At 39.1% G+C, this 19,516-nt stretch carries 10 protein-coding genes; all 10 read left to right on the top strand.

All coding sequences use genetic code 11. From position 1 onward, the window contains the following. Positions 1–6 precede the first annotated feature (6 nt). The 10 genes from G631_RS0109015 to G631_RS0108970 all read left to right on the top strand — a co-directional run bounded on the left by G631_RS0109015 (position 7) and on the right by G631_RS0108970 (position 19,505). Positions 7–3,663 (top strand): helicase-related protein, encoded by a 3,657-nt coding sequence (locus G631_RS0109015; RefSeq protein ID WP_026489169.1) that lies wholly within the window; start codon positions 7–9, stop codon positions 3,661–3,663. 1 nt (position 3,664) lies between these two features. Beyond that, positions 3,665–5,980, top strand: coding sequence for a DUF1998 domain-containing protein (drmB, locus tag G631_RS18695; RefSeq protein WP_051197087.1), 2,316 nt, complete (start codon positions 3,665–3,667; stop codon positions 5,978–5,980). Position 5,981: 1 nt separating this feature from the next. Continuing rightward, positions 5,982–7,688, top strand: coding sequence for an ATP-binding domain-containing protein (locus G631_RS0109005; RefSeq protein WP_026489168.1), 1,707 nt, complete (start codon positions 5,982–5,984; stop codon positions 7,686–7,688). 35 nt (positions 7,689–7,723) lie between these two features. After that, complete coding sequence (locus tag G631_RS0109000; protein WP_026489167.1) at positions 7,724–7,930, top strand: hypothetical protein; 207 nt, start codon at positions 7,724–7,726, stop codon at positions 7,928–7,930. A 13-nt stretch (positions 7,931–7,943) separates the two neighbouring features. After that, a complete protein-coding gene (locus G631_RS0108995) occupies positions 7,944–8,309 on the top strand; it encodes a DUF7225 domain-containing protein (protein WP_026489166.1) in 366 nt (121 codons plus the stop codon). A gap of 411 nt (positions 8,310–8,720) precedes the next feature. Beyond that, positions 8,721–10,661, top strand: coding sequence for a DUF262 domain-containing protein (locus G631_RS0108990; protein WP_026489165.1), 1,941 nt, complete (start codon positions 8,721–8,723; stop codon positions 10,659–10,661). 1 nt (position 10,662) lies between these two features. Continuing rightward, positions 10,663–13,020 (top strand): DUF262 domain-containing protein, encoded by a 2,358-nt coding sequence (locus tag G631_RS0108985; protein ID WP_026489164.1) that lies wholly within the window; start codon positions 10,663–10,665, stop codon positions 13,018–13,020. Between the two features lie 173 nt (positions 13,021–13,193). Next, the gene (locus G631_RS0108980; protein ID WP_026489163.1) at positions 13,194–15,764 is read left to right on the top strand and encodes a PD-(D/E)XK nuclease family protein; all 2,571 of its coding nucleotides are present in this window, start codon (positions 13,194–13,196) and stop codon (positions 15,762–15,764) included. 3 nt (positions 15,765–15,767) lie between these two features. Next, positions 15,768–19,193 (top strand): UvrD-helicase domain-containing protein, encoded by a 3,426-nt coding sequence (locus G631_RS0108975; protein ID WP_026489162.1) that lies wholly within the window; start codon positions 15,768–15,770, stop codon positions 19,191–19,193. Positions 19,194–19,280: 87 nt separating this feature from the next. Beyond that, positions 19,281–19,505 (top strand): hypothetical protein, encoded by a 225-nt coding sequence (locus tag G631_RS0108970; RefSeq protein ID WP_026489161.1) that lies wholly within the window; start codon positions 19,281–19,283, stop codon positions 19,503–19,505. Positions 19,506–19,516: the final 11 nt, after the last annotated feature.

Raw genomic sequence — 19,516 nt, 5'->3', positions numbered from 1 at the left:
ACAGGTATGAAATTTGAAGAGCAATACAAGGCAAGAAATGAACTTATAGATCAACTAAAAAAAGAAATGCTTGGACCGGGATCAGAACCAAATACCATTGATGTTAATTATGAATTGATATCTACAAACCCAGAGACGAGATATTGCCTGGGGATATTATACCCACAGGATAATAAGTTGAATATGGAATCAGATGACTCTGTTGGTATTGATTCAGATGGTAAGGAAGAGCTGTTAGGAGAAGAAGAGCAGTTTAAGCCAGTAAATGATGATGACGAGGATAAAAAAGTTCGTAACCATGCTGATATGGAAGATAGCATGGATGAGACTGTTAGCATGGCTACAAAACTTTTGCCATCTTCAATGGGAATCACATTTATTACTGATAAAAAAATAGATTCTTTGAATGTGAAAATAAAATTTGGAACATATAAAAGAGCAATTCTGTCTGATTGTAAAATACGATTGGATGATAGTGTTGTTGAAAACTTTGCTATTCCGGAAGTGTTCTCTGCCTTCTTTAGTTTTGATAAGGAAACTAAAGAGCTAAAGCTTATTGAGAAATTTGATAAAAAACAGATTAAGTATTGGTATGATCAGGATAAAGCAGATGATGGAGCTTTCAAACCTTATGCATACAAAATGCTGGGACTATTGAGTAATGGCTATGTGAGAGAACCGCATGAATTCGATGAACGTGTTAGCTTTGTCGATGGCGATTATTATAAGCCAAAGACCAACCTGGGTGACACTAATGCTAAGATCAATGCGTTAAGATACGATTTAGGCAATGGTTATTTTTCTTACACAATAATGCTATTGAATTCACTATCAGGAAAACATACTGGACCTAGAAGTATTTTTCAACCTGAAATTATAATAAATAGTGAGAATAATGATGGATTAAAGTTTTGCGATTATTCTGTAATTGGTGGCAATAGGGTTTTTGATGAGGAAGAAGCTTCAAATGCACTTCTTTACAGAAATAAAAAGAATTATGGTGCTGGCCTTGGAACTGCTGTAAATTGGCAGATTGACGAAAATGGTGAGGGCTTTATTTGTAGCGACTTTTTCCCTAGAGTTGATGTTCCTCAAATGGAATTTAAAGTAGATGAAAAGTACAATGTTGATGGTTCATCTTTAAACATGAAGTACCTTTCTGATTTGGATAATACCGAAAAGGATAATAAGGTAAAAACCCTAGAGTCATTAGTGGGAGCATATGATGAATGGATTACATCGCTTGAAAAGGAAGCAACAAGGCTATCTGCTCAATATACAGAAACCGCAAAAAGGCACATCGACAATTGTAAGCTGTGCTTAAGCAGAATGCGAGAAGGCATTGCTGTTTTGGAGAATAATGACAAAGCTTGGGATGCTTTCCAATTAGCAAATCGAGCAATGTATATGCAGCGTGTTCATATTTTAATCCAAAAAGAATTTGATACAGTTTATCCAGATGTTGCCCCTGAGTGCGATAGATTAGCGGATATTTTAGAGGGTTTAAACTACTATAGTTTCAATAGCAAGGCGCCTATTGAATGGAGACCTTTTCAGATTGCATTTTTACTGATGAGTATTACATCGATAGTTAATGATCAAGAAGGAAATAGCGACCGCGATGTAGTAGATTTGATCTGGTTTCCTACAGGAGGTGGAAAGACAGAAGCTTATTTGGGCTTAACTGCTTTTACTATCTTTTATAGAAAACTGGTTCATCTAGACGAGTCTGATGGAACGACAGTAATTATGCGATACACATTGCGATTATTGGCTGCACAGCAGTTTACTAGAGCGGCGACTCTTATATGTGCATGCGAGTATATTAGGAGGGATTGTAGTGAAAAGCGCCCAAAGTATCCAAAATATTCTTTGGGTAACACTGAAATTTCTATAGGCTTATGGATTGGAGGTGAACATACTCCTAATCGCATCAAAGGAAACAGTTCTACAAAATCCGGAACAGCAAAAGAGTGTTATGAGGCTTTATCTGAAGCATATGCTAAGAATTTAACTATTGTTTCAGAAAGATATAATAAATTCCAATTGCTAAAATGCCCTTGGTGCGGAACAAAACTTGTTAAAGGGCTTTCACAAGATGGAAAAAAGATGATTGGAAGATGGGGCTATCATCTTCTGAAAGACAAAGATTTCTTCATATCATGTACAAACGAAAATTGTAGTTTCGAAAGAAAATTGCCGGTACAAGTCGTAGATGAAGAACTATATAAGAATCCACCAACATTGTTGTTTGCTACGGTGGATAAATTTGCTATGCTCCCTTGGTATGCAGAAGTGGGTAATTTCTTTGCTATCAATAGCCATAATAGGGGACCGGAATTAATTATACAGGATGAGTTACACCTTATTTCAGGACCGTTAGGAAGTATGGTTGGCCTTTATGAAACTGTAATGGATTATTTGTGTTCAAGCAAAGGTGTAAGACCTAAAATAATAGCTTCTACAGCGACAATATGTAGAGCTAAGGAACAGTGTTCATCACTGTACAATAGAAAAGTATTTCAGTTCCCACCCCAAGGATTGGATGAAGCAGACTCATTTTTCGCGAGGTCTGCAGATTTGGATGAAAAGTTTGGAAGAACTTATGTGGGGTTATTGCCAGCTGGAAAAACAAAGGCTAGAGCAGAGGGTAGAATACTTGCATCTTTAATGCAAATTGAGCAAGAGTACCAAGCACCTGATGAAATCAAAGATTGTTATTGGACTGTAACTGCATACTTCAATAGCCTTAAGGAATTAGGAAAATGTTCAACGATTATTCAGGATGATGTACGAGATGATATTAGAAGGCTGGCGGATCGTAATATGTTTATTTATGGCAGAAGAAACATATTACGTCCTGATGAGTTGACTAGCAGAGTAAGCACGACAGAATTGAATCAAACCCTTGAAAAACTGGAAAAAATCCAGTATTCAAGCAATAAAGAAGAAAAGAAATATCCAAGTAACATTCTTTTGGCTACAAATATGATTTCTGTAGGAATAGATGTGGATAGATTAAATGTGATGCTTATGGTAGGGCAACCAAAGCTTACCAGTGAATATATTCAGGCATCTAGTAGAGTTGGAAGAACTTTCCCAGGTGTGGTCTTTACAATGTATGATGGAGTAAGGAGTAGGGATAGATCTCATTATGAGCAGTTCAAGGCATACCATGAGTCTTTCTATAAATATGTAGAGCCAACAGGTGTCACACCATTTTCTGAACCAGCTAGAAAGAGAGCACTCCATGCGGTTGCAATATCAATGCTTAGACATGGAATGGGGCTTTCTACGGATGCAGATATATCACAGTTTGACGCTGATGCATTAAAGGATGAATTAAAAGAAATATCAGATTATATTGTAACCCGTATGGAAGACATTAATTCAAGGCTTACATATAAGGTTAAGAGCGAAAAAGATGATGTTGAGGATGAATTAGATGTTATTTACGAGAAGATAGGAATTCTTGCTGAGACATCTGATCATTCGCTAGAGTATGGAAATATTGCAGGATTCAAACCGAGAAATGAAGGAACTCTTAGAGTGATGAAGCCGTTTGGCACAGATCAAGAAGAACTTATCACATTTGATACGCTTACATCTATGAGAAATGTAGACGCCTCAGTGAATGTTAATGTGGTTGTTTGGGAGGAATGATATGGGAAACAATGTAAAAATAAGATACCCCATTAATAAACCAGGATATACTACGCGCGCTACGCAGTCCATATTACAGTATGGAGTTGGCGCGATGGTTGATTTTCCAGATCAGACGCTTATGACAGCTAAGCCTGAGGTATGGGAAAGAAGTGTCACTTTTATTCAGGACCCGCGTCTTGCAAGGGCATTACATGTGCAAAGATTTGGCATGCCAGGTACAGTGGCCAATAACGCTAATACTAGGGAAGGAATATCGTATGTTCGTTTTCCTGAATGGTATTTTTGTCCCGTTTGTAGAAGATTTATGCCTTTCAAAAAATGGGAGAGTGAGTTTAATAGGCTTACGTCGACAACTGATAACGAAAAAATGAACAAGAGACCTAAGTGCTTAAGATGCAAGTGCGATATTGTACCAGCAAATATCATTACTGTATGTAAAAAGGGACATATCGATGACTTTCCTTGGGTGGAGTGGGCACATATCAAGAGCATGCCATCTAAGCCAGTTTGTCCGAAACCTGAGCTAAAATTCAGAACAAGTGCAGCACTAAATGAAGGTATGCAGGGATATATTGTCGAATGCGAGACATGTAAGGCAAGTGCTACGTTGCGAGATGCTTTTATTCCGGATATTTTTGATACGCTGATTCATCAGGACGGGCGAACAGAGTTTTGTTGTCAAGGGAAGCATCCATGGAACGGAACAAGGAAACAGTGCCCAGAAGTCCCCGTTGCAAAAAGAAGAGGAGATTCTTCTGTTTATTTTTCATGTTCAGTGAGTTCCATAGTTATTCCTTCTAATGCGGAATCCGAAGTCAATCAGATAAAGGAATGTAATGAGTACAAAAAAATACTTACTATTCTTGAAGATTGCGATGATGAGGACGAAAAGCTTGAAAAAATTGATAAAAGATTAGGCAAATGGTCTGAAGCAATTTCTAAAGAACTGTCTTTAGACGAAAAAGTGGTCACAAGAACTTTGAAGAGATTATTGCTCCAGGACGATGACAATAATGAAGCTGCATATCCCGTTGACAGTCCTGAATACAGGTATGAAGAATATGAGGCCCTTGCAGGCATTAATGGAACTGAAATAAAAGGTTCTCAGGACTTTTTGCGCGAAGAAACCGACATTAAAGAATATGATATCTACGGTTTGAAAAAAGTTGTACTGGTTAAAAAATTACGTGAAGTAAGGGCGCTTGTGGGATTCTCTAGACTTCAACCAATGAAGGCAGACGATATGGAAGAACCCGGATTCGTGAATATTAAAGAAAGTGATACTGATTGGTATCCAGGATATGAAATACGAGGCGAGGGTATCTTTCTTCAGTTTGATGAAGATATTTTGAAAGAATGGGCAGAAACCGATGAAATAATCAGACGTAGAGAAAATATGGCTGATAATTATGATAAAGCTTCTTTAGCAAGACGTTTTGGTAAAAAGCCAGATTCTGAGTTTACTTTTTTGCATACAATAGCTCATCTTTTGTTGAAGCAACTTAGTTTTGAATGTGGCTATAATATCGCTTCGTTGCGCGAGAGAATTTACTATAATGATGCGAATGCTGATAATAGAATGGCTGGAATTTTGGTATATACTGCAAGCGGAGATTCAGAGGGCACACTTGGGGGATTAGTTAGACAAGGAAGAAGTGATTGCTTCCCAAGAATATTCAAGGAAGCAGTTGATAAAGCAAGAATGTGCTCAAATGATCCAGTTTGTATAACTAGTTCAGGACAAGGATTAGATTCGTTGAATCTGGCAGCGTGTCATTCTTGTTGCTTAATTCCTGAAACTAGTTGCGAAAGCTTTAATGTCTTTTTGGATAGAGCGTTAGTTGTCGGGACTTTTGAGCAACCAGAAATAGGATTCTATAGTAAACGTGATGAGGCTGGTAAAACGCCTAAAAAGGCAAACACGAAGAAAAAAGCTGATACCGCTGAAAATGAAAAAGTAACAGATGCAAAAGTGGACGTTCTCGATAAGGGATCTCTAAAGACCGGACCTTATACAGATATTTGGAATTATATTAAGGATGACTCTGATGATGAGGATGAACAGACGATGTTTGATGAACTCATAGAGGCTTCCACAGGTATGTATGAGAAACCAATTTATGCTGGTAAAGTTCTGTACAATGGGCAAGAGATTGCTGTGGATTTGATTTGGAAAGAATCAAAGACAGCTCTGTTTTTGGCCGAAAACCTTGATGGTTTTAAAAAGTTGCAAACAAGTGGATGGAACTGTTTTTGCTACGCGGCTGGAAAAATAGATACTAATAAATTATTGAAATCGATAGAGGTAGAATAAAATGGCAACAATGTTACCAGAAAGACCCAAAAAGTTTGAAAAGTACAGCTTGGAAGATGTTATGTTTTATGCTCTGGAGAATCTACCGCCAGAGTACTATGTTTTTCATTCATTTAAGATAGTGACAGTAAAGGACAATACTATTTTAGAAAGTGAAACAGACTTTGTGATATTTAATGCTTCTAAAGGCATTTTATGCTTAGAAGCGAAAGCAGGAAGAGTTAGTTATAAGGATGGAACCTGGTTTTATGGGAACGGAGATCCAATGAACAATGATGGCCCTTATTCTCAGGCATCATCTAATAAATGGAAACTTTACAACTATCTTAAGGATCACCAGATGACAGATATATTGGATAATTGTAAGTTTGTTCATGCTGTATGGTTTCCATCTATAGACAGAGCATATTTCAATAAATTACCAATGACTTCGGAGACGGAAAAAGCATTAACATTAACGTCAGAAGCACTTGAAGATCCTGAAAAGTACATAGAAGCTTTATTTAGACTTAAGGTGAATAAAGCTGATACTAAGACTGATTTGAGCGGATACCAGGTTAAGCGTCTGTTTAACGATGTATTATGCCCATCATTTGATATTGTACCAACAGTTAAGCATGATATGAACACTAAGAAGGTTGTTTATAACCGTCTTATAGAGGAACAGGCGAAGATTTTTAACTATCTTGAAGACCAGCCTAATGCTGTAATCAGTGGCGTTGCTGGAAGTGGAAAAACAATGCTAGCAATAGCAAAGGCTAAGAAATGTGCTGAAAAAGAGGAAAAAACACTGTTTTTGTGCTATAACGCATTCTTAAATGATTCGCTTAGAAAGGATTATAGTCATGAGAATGTAGATTATTACACGATTGATGGCTTGGCTTGTAAATTATGCAAATCGGACAACGCAGATATAAAGCAGTTAGCTGGCAAATTGGAAGAACTATATTATAATAATGAGTTTCCGTATAAACATGTAATTATCGATGAAGGACAAGACTTTGGCCAGAATAATATTGAAGAGTCTAATATTTTAAGCATGCTTGAAACAATAGTTTTAAGTGATACTGTGGATGGCACATTTTATATCTTTTATGACAAACTTCAATTAGTTCAGGGAAAGAAAGTGCCTGATTATATTCAGAATGCCGATTGTAAATTGTGCTTATACAAAAATTGTAGAAACACTGAGAACATTGCTATAACATCGATGCGACCAGTAAAAGGCGCCAAGAAACCCAAAATGTTTGGAGCTGCGATTCTTGGAGATGAGCCAAGACTTTATATTGCCGAAGCCAATAATGTAGAAACAAGGCTAAAAGCTATACTGGACGAATATCAAAATGAAAATGTAACCGATATAGTAATACTTACATGCAAATCTGAACAAGAGTCAGCACTAGCTGGAACTGCTAAAAATGGGGTGTATAACTATAATAAGCATAACTATAAATTTACAACATGTAGAAAGTTCAAAGGGTTGGAGGCTGACGTAATTATTCTCATCGATGCTGATAAGGATACTTTTTGTGATGATGACGACAATAACTTTTATGTGGGAACTTCTAGAGCAAGATTTAGCCTTAATATTATTGCGAGTCTGTCAGATGACGAATGTAATGAGGTTTTAACATATTTCGGTGAAGAAGTGGATAAAAGGCCGCAAAAGTCATTGGCAAGCTATCTTAACGCTAAGTATGTGAAGTGAATAAACAATAATGTGTGAAAAAAGGAACCAGGATTATGTTTTCTGCAGGGAAAGAAGATGGTATAGATTTCGAACGCCTACGAAAAGATTTAATAGATGAATTTGGCGCTCAAATGGTTACAATTACTGGCACTATGGGATATTCAGATATGTGTGACGCTCAGAATGCATCCGAGGATCAACTCCTTGAAATGGCTAAAAGAGAGGGCATAAACATTAATAAGTACAGAAGATTATGCTAATGGAGATATCTGTATGAGCTTGCAGTCGTGTAGAGAAGAGGTTGCAACTGTTATCAATGACTATGTGAAACAGTTTGGCGCAAGAAAAGAAGTAAAGGAAACAAAAGAGATAATTGCATACATTGAAAGCAAGGGAATTGTACTTGATTCTATGTTTTTAGTGTCTGATATGTGTTACAACAAGACAAATAAGGCAAATCTCAAGTCATGTTCTGATGATATTCTTTTATTTGAGCATGTTGAACGGGGCAAGTATTATATTCTTGGCGAGAAATATCCATACTCTGGGGATGTGATTTGGACAGATAATCGTGGGTTTAAGAAGATTGTTGGAGAGTGGGATGACGGTAAGCTAAATTACTGGGGTAATAAGCAATGATGGAGCAGGCATGACATTAAAGAGAGTAATTTCATTTGCATTATGTGTCTTTATGTTATCAGATTGTACTCATAAAGGGCCTGAGCAAGGGCTATCATTTAGTTAAATACATCAGATAGTGTAGAGGAGTGAGAAGTCACATGTAAAGTGTGCACACTCCTTTTTTTATGCCTAACAAAAATACAAAGTAAGCGTGGTTTCCCAATTTGTTTAGCGCTTTCTTTGAATCTCTTTCGGCAGAAGAATACTTTTTTAAGATTATATTAACCTTATATATATAAAAAATAGACGGAAAATAGATTATAATTATAGTATCTGTGGGCACTAATATCTTCACTTTTTGAGTACATAGATTGACATGACTATGCAGTTATATAAATGAAGATTAACAATAATACTGGAGGGCAGGGCATGACGGAAGCAAATGAAATAAGAAGGATTAAGGTTGGAGAATTGGTTGCAAATAAATCAATGCCAGAAGGCATGCATTTTTTTATTCCAAATTATCAGAGGGGATATAGATGGAAGGAATCACAGGTTCAACAGCTATTGAATGATATTCGTGAATTTGAATATGAAAAAGACAATGAGAATAAATTTTATTGTCTACAGCCTTTGGTTGTAATGGAGGATAAAGATAAAGGATGGATCGTAATAGACGGACAGCAGAGGTTGACTACGTTATTCATTATACTTACATGCATAGAGAAAATGTTATATAAAGAAAAAGCAAACCTATATGTGATGGAATATCAGAATAAGGCTCAGATGCACGATTGGCTTGATTCTCTTGGAGTAGTTGGTTCAGATATAAAATTAAATGAAGAAGATATTGATGCATATCATATCACTAATGCATATCTGACTGTAAAAAAATGGCTTGAAGAAACGGATGATTTGCTAGCGGTTGGCGCAGAAATACGAGAGAAAATAAGGTCATATACTCGCTTTATTTGGTATGAGGTAAAAGGCGATTTTAATCCAGAAATCATCTTTACTAATATCAATATGGGAAAGATAAAGTTGACCAATGCAGAGCTGATAAAAGCATTATTATTAAAAAAAGATAACTACAAAGGGGAGAATGAGGAGGATATTAAATCAAGCCAAATAAGAATTAGTACAGCATGGGATAACATGGAATCAACGCTTCAAAAGGAAGATATGTGGCGTTTTTTGACTGGATCTGGAAAGTTCAGCAGTATTGATACACATATTGAATTGATATTCCAGATTATGGCTAGAGAAATCATAGAAAACAGAAAAGAGCAGAATCCAGAGTTTTATATTGAGAATGAAGAACAGTTAAATAAGGAAACATATACATTTATCGTTTTTAGCCGTGAGTTGGACTATCTGAAACGCGAGTATAAACAATCTGAAAAAGAATATAGTTATTCAAAGCTGTTAGAGGGATTTTGGAGAAAAATAGAGAGCTTCTACAATATGTTTGTTGATTGGTATGAGGAACGAGAATGGTATCATCTTATTGGGGCGTTGCTCTCAAATGAGCAAAATCAATCAGAAGAATATTTTGAGGGATTATGTGATCTTTACCGTAGTCATACAAAGACTGAGTTTGTGGAGGAGTTGAAACAGAAGATTATAGATGAATTAGATTTTGAAGGTGAAGACAAAGAGGATTTTGAATTCAATAATGAGGTTGTAAGGGAATATTTAAATTCATTGCAATATTCAGGAAAAAAAGAAGAAAAGGATAAGATTAGAAATGCACTTTTACTTTTTAACGTGATATCCATGCAACAAAACAATGATTCTTATCCTAGATTTCCTTTTGGAGCGTATCAAAGTCAAAAGTGGGATATTGAGCATATACATTCTGTTACTACTGATCGAGCACAAAATAGAAAAGAGAGGGAAGCGTGGCTGAAAGAAGCAAAGCCATACATTGATAAGGCGGCAGGATTACCTAGCGATTTAAGTGATGAAATTGAAAAAATATATAATCAACAACTATATGATGATGAAAACGCAACTGAGTATGATGATGTGTATAACCGGATAATAGCATTCTTTTCCGGCGAATCAGATGCTGAAGATATTCCTATAAATGAGATATCAAATCTTACATTGCTTGATCAAAAGACAAACCGAGGATATGGTAATGCTATATTCCCTGTTAAAAGAAATAAGATTTTAGAGAAGAGTGGGGTAGAAAGCTTTATCCCATTGTGTACGAAGAATGTATTTTTGAAATACTATTCGAAGACAGTCTCGCAGATGTATTTGTGGGACAAAAATGACCGCCAGGATTATTTTGATAGAATGGTACAAACTATTTCCACATATCTTTCCAATTCTAATGATGTTGATAATGAGGAGGAAAAATGAAATGGAAGGAAAAACAACTTTTTGGGAACTGTTGAATGAATACTCGGTTGAAATACCGGTAATACAGAGGGACTATGCACAAGGCAGGGACAATGTTGAGGATATTAGGAATAATTTTCTTGAATCTATAAAGGAAGCATTAGATACAAGAGCTGGTTTGGATCTTAATTTTGTATATGGGACTGTAAAAGGTAATGTTTTTACGCCAATTGACGGTCAGCAGAGATTGACAACACTGTTTCTTTTGCATGTGTACATTATGATTGCTCTTGGCAAAAAGATGGATAGTGGGGCTAACAAGCGAATAAGAAAGTTTACTTATGAGACTAGAACTACTTCTAGAGACTTTTGTAAGAATTTAGTTGGAGAAACACTTGTAATAAGAAATAGTGGTCAAATTTCAGATGTGATAAAGATAAGTGAGGAGATTAAAAATAACAATTGGTTTAGTTCTTCATGGAAAAATGATCCAACTATAAAGTCCATGCTAACGATGTTAGATTCGATTCACGAATTATTCAAAACCGCTAATCTGTCAGATTACTACATGCTTTTAACCGGTAATGCTGATGATGACTGCCCGTTGTATTTTTATTTTTTAGATTTGGGTGAATATAATCTGGAAGATAGCATATATATAAAACTCAATGCCAGAGGAAAAGACCTTACGTGCTATGAGAATTTCAAAGCTAGATTGTCAAAATATATAACTGATGAAATTGATACCCCTAAAGATGATTATATTGCCAAACTTGATGGAGAATGGTCAGATGTTTTTTGGGCGTTTAGAGAACCCGAAACAAAACTCTATGATGATAAGATTATGAATCTTTTCATGAATTATATGATTAATGAATATGCAGCACACATGGTAACTGTTGGCCGAGATGCGGTTAGAGCAGAACTACGAGATGTAATAGGATACAGTCAGCTAGAATTTATCAATCGTTTCCACGGATACAATGCAAAATGGGATGGACAAAAGGTTGCGGATTCCTTTGTAGATATCTTTGATTTATTTGATTTGATGACAGATGGAAAAAAGCAACGCTTATTTGCGGATGGTAATAAGTATTTTGAAGAAAACCAACTGTTTAAATGGGTAATTGAGAATAATGATACGGAGAAAGCTGAAAGTAAGCTTGGGATATCATATACGACAAGGATTCAAGCAGATGCGTATTTTGGTTTCATCCTTAATAACCGTTCTGAAATTTCAAAGCCAGAGGAGTTTAAGGAGCATCTTGTTAAATGGATGCGTGTAATAACTACACTTAGTAGAGAAACAAATTATAATGGAAGTGATGACTATGCTAGAGCTATTAGTAAAGGTGTAAGAAGAATGCTTCCGAATAGTTATCATATTTTAGAATACCTTTCGGCAATAGTAGATCGCTCTGGTTATGGCTTTGATGCAGACTGCTTTGAAGAAGAGTGCATAAAGGCAAAACTAATTCTTAAGGATGACGGCTGGAAAGATCTAATTCTTAATGCGGAAGCAAATAGGTACTTTAACGGACAAATAGGCTTTTTGTTAGAAGCTTCAGGGATTATTCAGAAATATGAAAATGGTGAAATAGATAACTGGACTCCAAAAGAGGACAATGCAAATAAAAAAGCTTTTAAGAAGTATTATGAGATTTATAGTTCAATTTTTGGAGAATTTAATTATGGTACAAAGAAAGAGAAATATATAGGAATTAACAGACAATTTGCGAATAATTTACGTCGAGCGCTTCTTTGTAAAGGTGATTTCCATCTGAATGATAGCAGCAATTCAAGTTTTCTTATTGATTTTGATAGAGATATCAGTTGGAAACGTCTGCTAAGAATACAGAGTAGTGATAAATCAGGAATGTATAAAAAGCGTCGTGAAATATTGTTGGCACTGATTAATGATCCATTGTTTGATGCAAAAGATATCAATCAGGGATTGCTAAATATTTTGTCTCGAGATGCGGGGAAAATCGCTGATTGGAGAAAGTATTTTATAAAAGTACCTGAAATAATGGATTCTTTGCACGACTACTCTTCATATAAACCAAAGGAAAGATTCATTAGGTTTGAAGGAAGTAACATTTTTCTTATGGGAAGTACTAGATTGTATGGATATAACGACGAGTATTATTCTTTTGCTCTATATTGCATGCTTGATAATTTGAATAAATACGACTTGGAATATGAACAGGCGAAAGGATGGGAGGATGTACATCATCAAATTAAGGCTACAGACAAAAAATCAGGAGAAATATTTGAGATAAAATATAATCGTTCCAAGGAGAGATTCGTTATCTATGAAAAAGATGGAAGTGCTACTGAATATTCGACAGCAGAGGATGTAGTTGCTGTGATGCAGTAACTATTTATTTCAAGCGCAAGAAGATAGTACATAACAATACTTTTATAAACTAGCCTTCAGATTTGAAGTGCAAATATGGGGAGATGGCTAAGAGCTGTCTCCCCTTGTGCGAATTATTGTACAAGGTCTAGTTTAAACTTATGTATATATGAACTAGCACTGGAGACTGTCAAATGAGAGAAACCATCGTTTTCGCTCCCGGCCTGAACGGCCAGGAATTATTAAAAAACCTTGCCATGCACGGTATGAACTGCATCAATCTACGCATTTGCAACGCTGGCGAGCTGGCTCGTACAGCCTTGATGCGTTCTGGGATTTCTATTAAAGAGGACTTCATAGATTCCGATGAAGAGACTACTCTTGTAGCCAAGGCAGTTGAAGGTGAGAACTACTTTGAGCGACCTTCATACTCAGATATCAAGGAGCTTGCTTCTGCCATCAGGCGTATGAGGAGCCTTGTTTCTGATGCCGATGAGGCAAAGGCTATTGAAGATACCCTCAGCAAGGGCATCTTTGCTGAGAAGAATGCTGCGCTGATCAGTGTGTATAAGAAATACATCGACCTGCTGACAAACCAAAAAGTCGTTGATGCCATAACTCTTGAGCGCAGGGCAGCAATGAACTGTGATCCGATAGACGCAGACTTTATTACGCTTCAGGAATGTCCGTTGACGCCCCTGGATGAAGCTTTTTTGAAAAGAGTTTCAGGTGGAAAGCACCAGCAGAAGGATATCTGTAGTCTGTTTGATAAGCAGGATTCCGGAACCCGGATCTCCAGCTTCAAGAACTGCTATGGTGCTCCGAATGAGGTGGAGAACATCATTGCAGAAATTTATGATGGCAAGAAGCTTGATGAATGTACCGTGGCTGTGACTGATGTTGCAACCTATGCGCAGCTGTTCTTTGACTATGCGCTTCTATATGACATTCCCGTGACCTTCGGATGCGGGATTCCTATCGTTAACTCTAACCCGGCAAAACTTTTGTCCCTGTACTATAACTGGATGACCAGGGGCTTCTTTGGCGCTGCAGCGATAAATGAGATGCTTGGCAGTGTGCCTTTTAACAGATCCAAATTGTATGATATGTTCCCGGAAACCGGGGAGGGCTTTAGCTGGAGAGTGTTCTACGAGACTCTGGGAAGCCTTAAGCTTACTAATGATAAAAAGACAAATGATGAGAAGATAGCTGCTCTTAAGAACACTACTGATGAGAAAAAGAAGCAGGTGATCCCTTGTCTAGAAGTTGTGGCAAACGAGCTGGCACTTCCGGTAGAAGAGTTTATCTCTAAGTATTCCTTTATCCGTACCGGAACTGATAAGAACAGGGATGCCCTGCTTATGAGTCTGGATATAGCAGCATCCGCCACTATCTATGGAGAACTAAGCACGATTCATAAGGCCGGAATCGAGCAGGATACTGAAGGCCTTATCCTTTCAATACTTAAGAATAATGTTTGCTCGCAAAGGAGCGAGGCCGGAAAGCTTCATGTGACAAGTATCAGTGGGGCTGTTTCTGCTGTCAGAAAGAATCTGTACATTGCTGGGCTGTCTGCGTCCAAATATCCCGGATCGCCAAGAGAGAATTACCTTCTCCTGGATTCTGACCTTAAGCTCTTTGGTACTGGAGCAGATTTCCTGACTGCTGATGGAAAGATTCTTAGGAATCGAGAGAGCCTTCTTAGGCTTGCAAGTCTTGCTTCAGCTCTGGGTTCAGATATTCATGTGTCCTATGCGGGATTGAACGTATCTGAACTTAAGCGTGATAACGCATCGTCACTTCTCTTTGAACTGTTCCGCCAGGAGCACGGGGCAGATGCTACAGCAAAAGAGCTTGAGGCGGTGGTAGAGAAGGTCGCTTACTTTGCACCTGCTGTTTCTGTTACCAGAAAAGTTGGTGATGCTTATGATAAAGGACTAAAGATATCAATGGGCTCGGATAATTCTGAAGTAGCCCTTAACTTCGGCTGGAATCTTGATAATGAGTATTCACCAACGGCTCTTGATACTTTCTTTAGCTGTCCGAGAAGATTCCTTCTAAGTTATATCCTTGGTATCCCTGAGCCGGACGACGATGATCCGTTTGAGATCATATCTGCTGCTGAAGCCGGTTCCATGGCGCATTCTCTGATGGAAGAGCTGGGCAATACCACGATTACCGACGACGAGTTCCAGAAGATGGCCGAAAGCTCTTTTGATAAATTCATATCTGAGAATCCGCCGTTGATCGCAGGCAAGGTTGAAGCAGAAAAAGAACAGTTCCTGGAAATGATGGAGACTGCCTATGAAATGGATCCTCACAGAGAAGTCGTTCTGGAGGAAGAGGACGTGCACTGCGTTCATGAGAGTGGAGTTAAGATTCATGGATTCCCGGATCGTGTTGAAAAGCTGGATGATGGTACATGCCTGATTGTTGACTTTAAGACCGGTCGTAGTGTTAAACACGTTCAGGACGACATTGAGACCTGCCTGCAGGTACTCATATATGCCTACCTTATGGAGAAGAAGGGGCTTAAGATCTCGGGCGGAGAATACAGATATATCCGTCTGGGAGAAACTGTGACCTGCAAGTATGATGATGAAATGAAGAATGCTCTGCTTGAGAGACTGAAATCATTTAAGGAAGCCATGGTTAATGGAGAATTTCCGGTGCCTGATCCAGAGGAGATCAAGGATAAGAACCCTTGCAAGTACTGCAAATATGGCAACATATGCGGCAAGAGCTCCGCAGAAAGCGAGGTGTGATTTATGGGAAAACCAAAGTCAAACCTTGAGATAGATTCTTTGTCCAGAAACAGGATTATTTCTGAAATAAATACCAATTTCTTTGTTGAAGCCGGTGCAGGATCCGGTAAGACAACCATGCTTGTAAGCCGCATGGTTGCTATGGTTGAGGCTGGCATTGATATTGGCAGGATATGCGCCATTACCTTCACAAAAGCAGCTGCCGGAGAGTTTTATGACAGGTTTCAGAGAGCTCTTATTGAGCGCAACAACCCTGCTTTTGTCTGGAAGGATAAGGGCTTTGCCGGGCAGCTTCCCGCGCCATCAGACGAGACTAGGGCCAGATGTGAAAAAGCACTTCAGAACATCGACTTGTGCTTCATGGGGACCATTGACTCTTTTTGCGGAATGGTCTTATCAGAGCACCCTTCTGAAGCAGGCATTCCTTCAGATTCAACGATAGTTTCTGACGTGGATGTTGAGACAATATATAAACAGCAGTATGTGAAGATCTGTGATGGTGAGTACGGAAAAGGGATACAGGACCTAGCCAAGGGCTTCCGCTCAGTTAACAGGTCTGCAGAGGAAGTGTTTGTAAAGGGAATGCAGCTTATCATGGACAATCGGAACGTGCATTTCAATTACAAAGAGATCACTTCTTTTGACATGGATAAAGAATATGGCAATCAGAGGACTGAGATAATAAAGGCCGTAAAGTGCCTTAAGGATCATCCTGAAGTCATGTATGACGGTAAAAAAGAAAGCAGAGAAGCATGGGCCAAAATTGAATCGATTTATAATGTGCTTAAGCGAAAATGGTCTAATGACTTTACCGGTATACTTAGTGCGCTTAAGGCTCTGAAAGATATTCGAACAATTCCTAGTGCAGCTGATGATTTTGGAGCTTCTCTTGGAGGACTCTTTGAACCCGGCGGAGCTAAGGGCAAGTGGCTTGAATGTTCTGTTGGTCAGGAAGATGGTTTGTTTGTTAAGGCCGGTGAGCTTAAATACAACATTTCCATGACTTTCTTGAATAAATGCATTCCTATTATTGAGCAGGCCATGTTGGAAAAGGGATGCCTTACATACTTTGACTATCTCTATTACCTTAGGAATATGCTCAGAGATGATGCGAAAAAAGGTGGAAAGCTCATCAATTATATCTATGAGCGCCACAGCTATTTCCTGATCGATGAGTTCCAGGATACAAACCCGATGCAGGCAGAGGTGTTCTTTTATCTGACGGCCCAAAAGCCTGTGCCTCAGTGGAGAGACTGTGCGCCTAAGCCGGGATCTCTTTTCATAGTTGGTGATCCCAAGCAGTCCATATACAGGTTTAGAAGCGCGGACGTTACGTCGTTCCTGAATGTGAAGAAGCTGTTTGAGAAGAACGGTGGGGCAATAGCGATGTTGTCCAGGAACTTCAGGTCAACCAAGGCCTTGTGCACATACTATAACAAGGTCTTTTCAGAGATGTTGCCGGAAGAAACCGAGGATCAGAGTAAGTTCGAGGAGATTCCTCTTCCCGAAGAGACAAAAGGCGAGTTCCAGGGCATATATTCGTATAAGGCATATACAGGGCAAGCAGCCAAGGATAATCCGGATGAGGCAGATCCGGTTAAGATTGCCGACATGATCGAGATGCTTGTTGGAAGGCCGGAGTATCTCGTATCCACTGAGGGTGATGATGCACCAAGGCCTATCAGGTACAGCGATATCATGATCATCACTGGTGCAAAGAAAGGACTTGCGCCTATTGGTGCTGAACTTAGTTCAAGAGAGATTCCGACTAAGGTTGAGGGCTCTGTTCCCTTCGGAGAGAATGAGGCGCTTCGGGAGATCCTGCTTATCTATACTGCGGTTGCGGACCCTGAGGATAAGATTGCCCTTTATGGCGCACTGAGTGGCAAGGTGTTGGGAATTTCGAAGCAGGATATTATGGAGTTCCGCTCCAAGGGCGGAGTTCTTGCACTGAATTATGCAAAAGAGCTATCAGACCAGAGTGAAGCTGTTCAGAAGGTAAAAGAGAAGTTGGATATGCTGAAGGACTTGAGCCGGGAGGCGCAGAGATTGTCGCCGGCAGCTCTTTTCTCCAGAATAATGGATGAATTCAAGGTATATGAGGCGGTGGAAGCCGATAACCTTGAAGTGGTTTATTATACGCTGGAGCTTATCAGGAATGCAGAAAAGTCCGGAGAGGTTGTGACTTTGAAGGACGGAGCAGCTCTTTTGTCTGAGCTGATTGCCGGGGAGTCCGATGAAGAGAGATGCCTTAGCTTAAATGACAGCAAAGACTGTGTTCATATGGCGAATCTTCATAAGGTGAAAGGTCTGGAAGCGCCAATTGTAATACTGGCGGCCTCTTCAGGCAAGACTTTTGGCTCCACATCCAGGTTTGTTCATGGTGAGAAAGGTTCGGAAGGCTATGTGTTCTCTCTGGGTGAGAAACTTGATAATGGAGGCACTTGGAAATATTTTGAAACGAGTAGCTTTGCGGATGAGAAGTCGGCTGAGGATGCTTCGCTGAAGGCAGAAGGGCAGAGGCTTGTTTATGTGGCGGCTACCAGAGCCCGCAATGCGCTGATCATCTGCAACAGTGTTTACTTAAGAGGCGGGAATGAAGTGCAGGATTGTAAGTGGAAAGACCTGCTTGCGTCAGTAGATGGCGATATCTTCTCAGTTCTGACTGAGCCTACAGAAAAGAAAAAGGCAGAGGTAAAGGTTGCTGACGCTGAGAAGCTATATGAGGAAGCTCAGGAAGGATGTGCTCTTAATGATAGGGGAGCAGAGACAGGAACCTATACTATAGAGAATCCGAGCAGATTGGAGCTGAAATCAAAGCTTGCTGATAAAGATGAGGCCCAGAGTACAGTTGCAGTAGATAATAATGAGGCTTCGAGTACTGATTCGTTAAAGGGCAAAGATGCGAAACCGACTGATGATGCAGGCTCTCGTGGCGGGATGGCGGCTCTTACTGGAACCATGGTCCACAAACTCATGGAAATGATGGTTTCCACTAGGAATAAGCTTGATGTTTCCGATGCCATTATGGAGATAATCCGAGAGTACAGAACAGCTGAGTTTGAGCCATATGAGAAGGTTATTGCAAAGAGGCTGACGGCTGTAGCAGAACATATGAGATCTGGCGGCTATGCCCAGACAAATGGCCTCCCACAGGATATGCTGAATACGCTTATAGGTGCAGATGAAGTATACTGCGAGGTTCCATTCTGCTACAGAGATGATTCTGATGGACTTGTTATCTGGAACGGAATCATGGACGTTATCTACTCCAAGGATGGGCAGTGGCATATCGTAGATTACAAGACCAATGCTGACGGAAGTGACCTCGATACCAAGTACCAAGCGCAGCTTTCGGCATATATCAAGGCATTCAAGGAGACGACCGGAGAAGACGCAGATGCGCTGACGTACCATATAGATGTGTGACGGCGCCATGAACATAAAAATGTACATGACCATGGCTTATCATTTAAGAGGATGAGACAGTTCTTTTAAAAGAAAGGAGCCAGACATATGTTGACAGATAATTTTGTTTTGAAGGACAAAGACGGAAATGTTCTTAAGGAAAAGATGATGGTTCAGCACCTCAAAGTGTTCCTCGACGAGAGGGGGATTGGTGAGGACGATGTCTATTACATCAGGTCAGATGTTTCCGGAAATGAGTTTGAAGTCACAGCAAAGACTACTCAGGAAGAGTGGCGTGAGTATGCGGATGGTTGTCTAAGGCTTTTGGACTGATAAAGAGTATT

Source organism: Butyrivibrio sp. XBB1001 (genome assembly GCF_000424505.1).
Taxonomy (GTDB): Bacteria; Bacillota; Clostridia; order Lachnospirales; family Lachnospiraceae; genus Butyrivibrio.
Note: the sequence above shows the minus strand (reverse complement) of the source record. Positions and strands in the feature narration are given on the sequence as shown.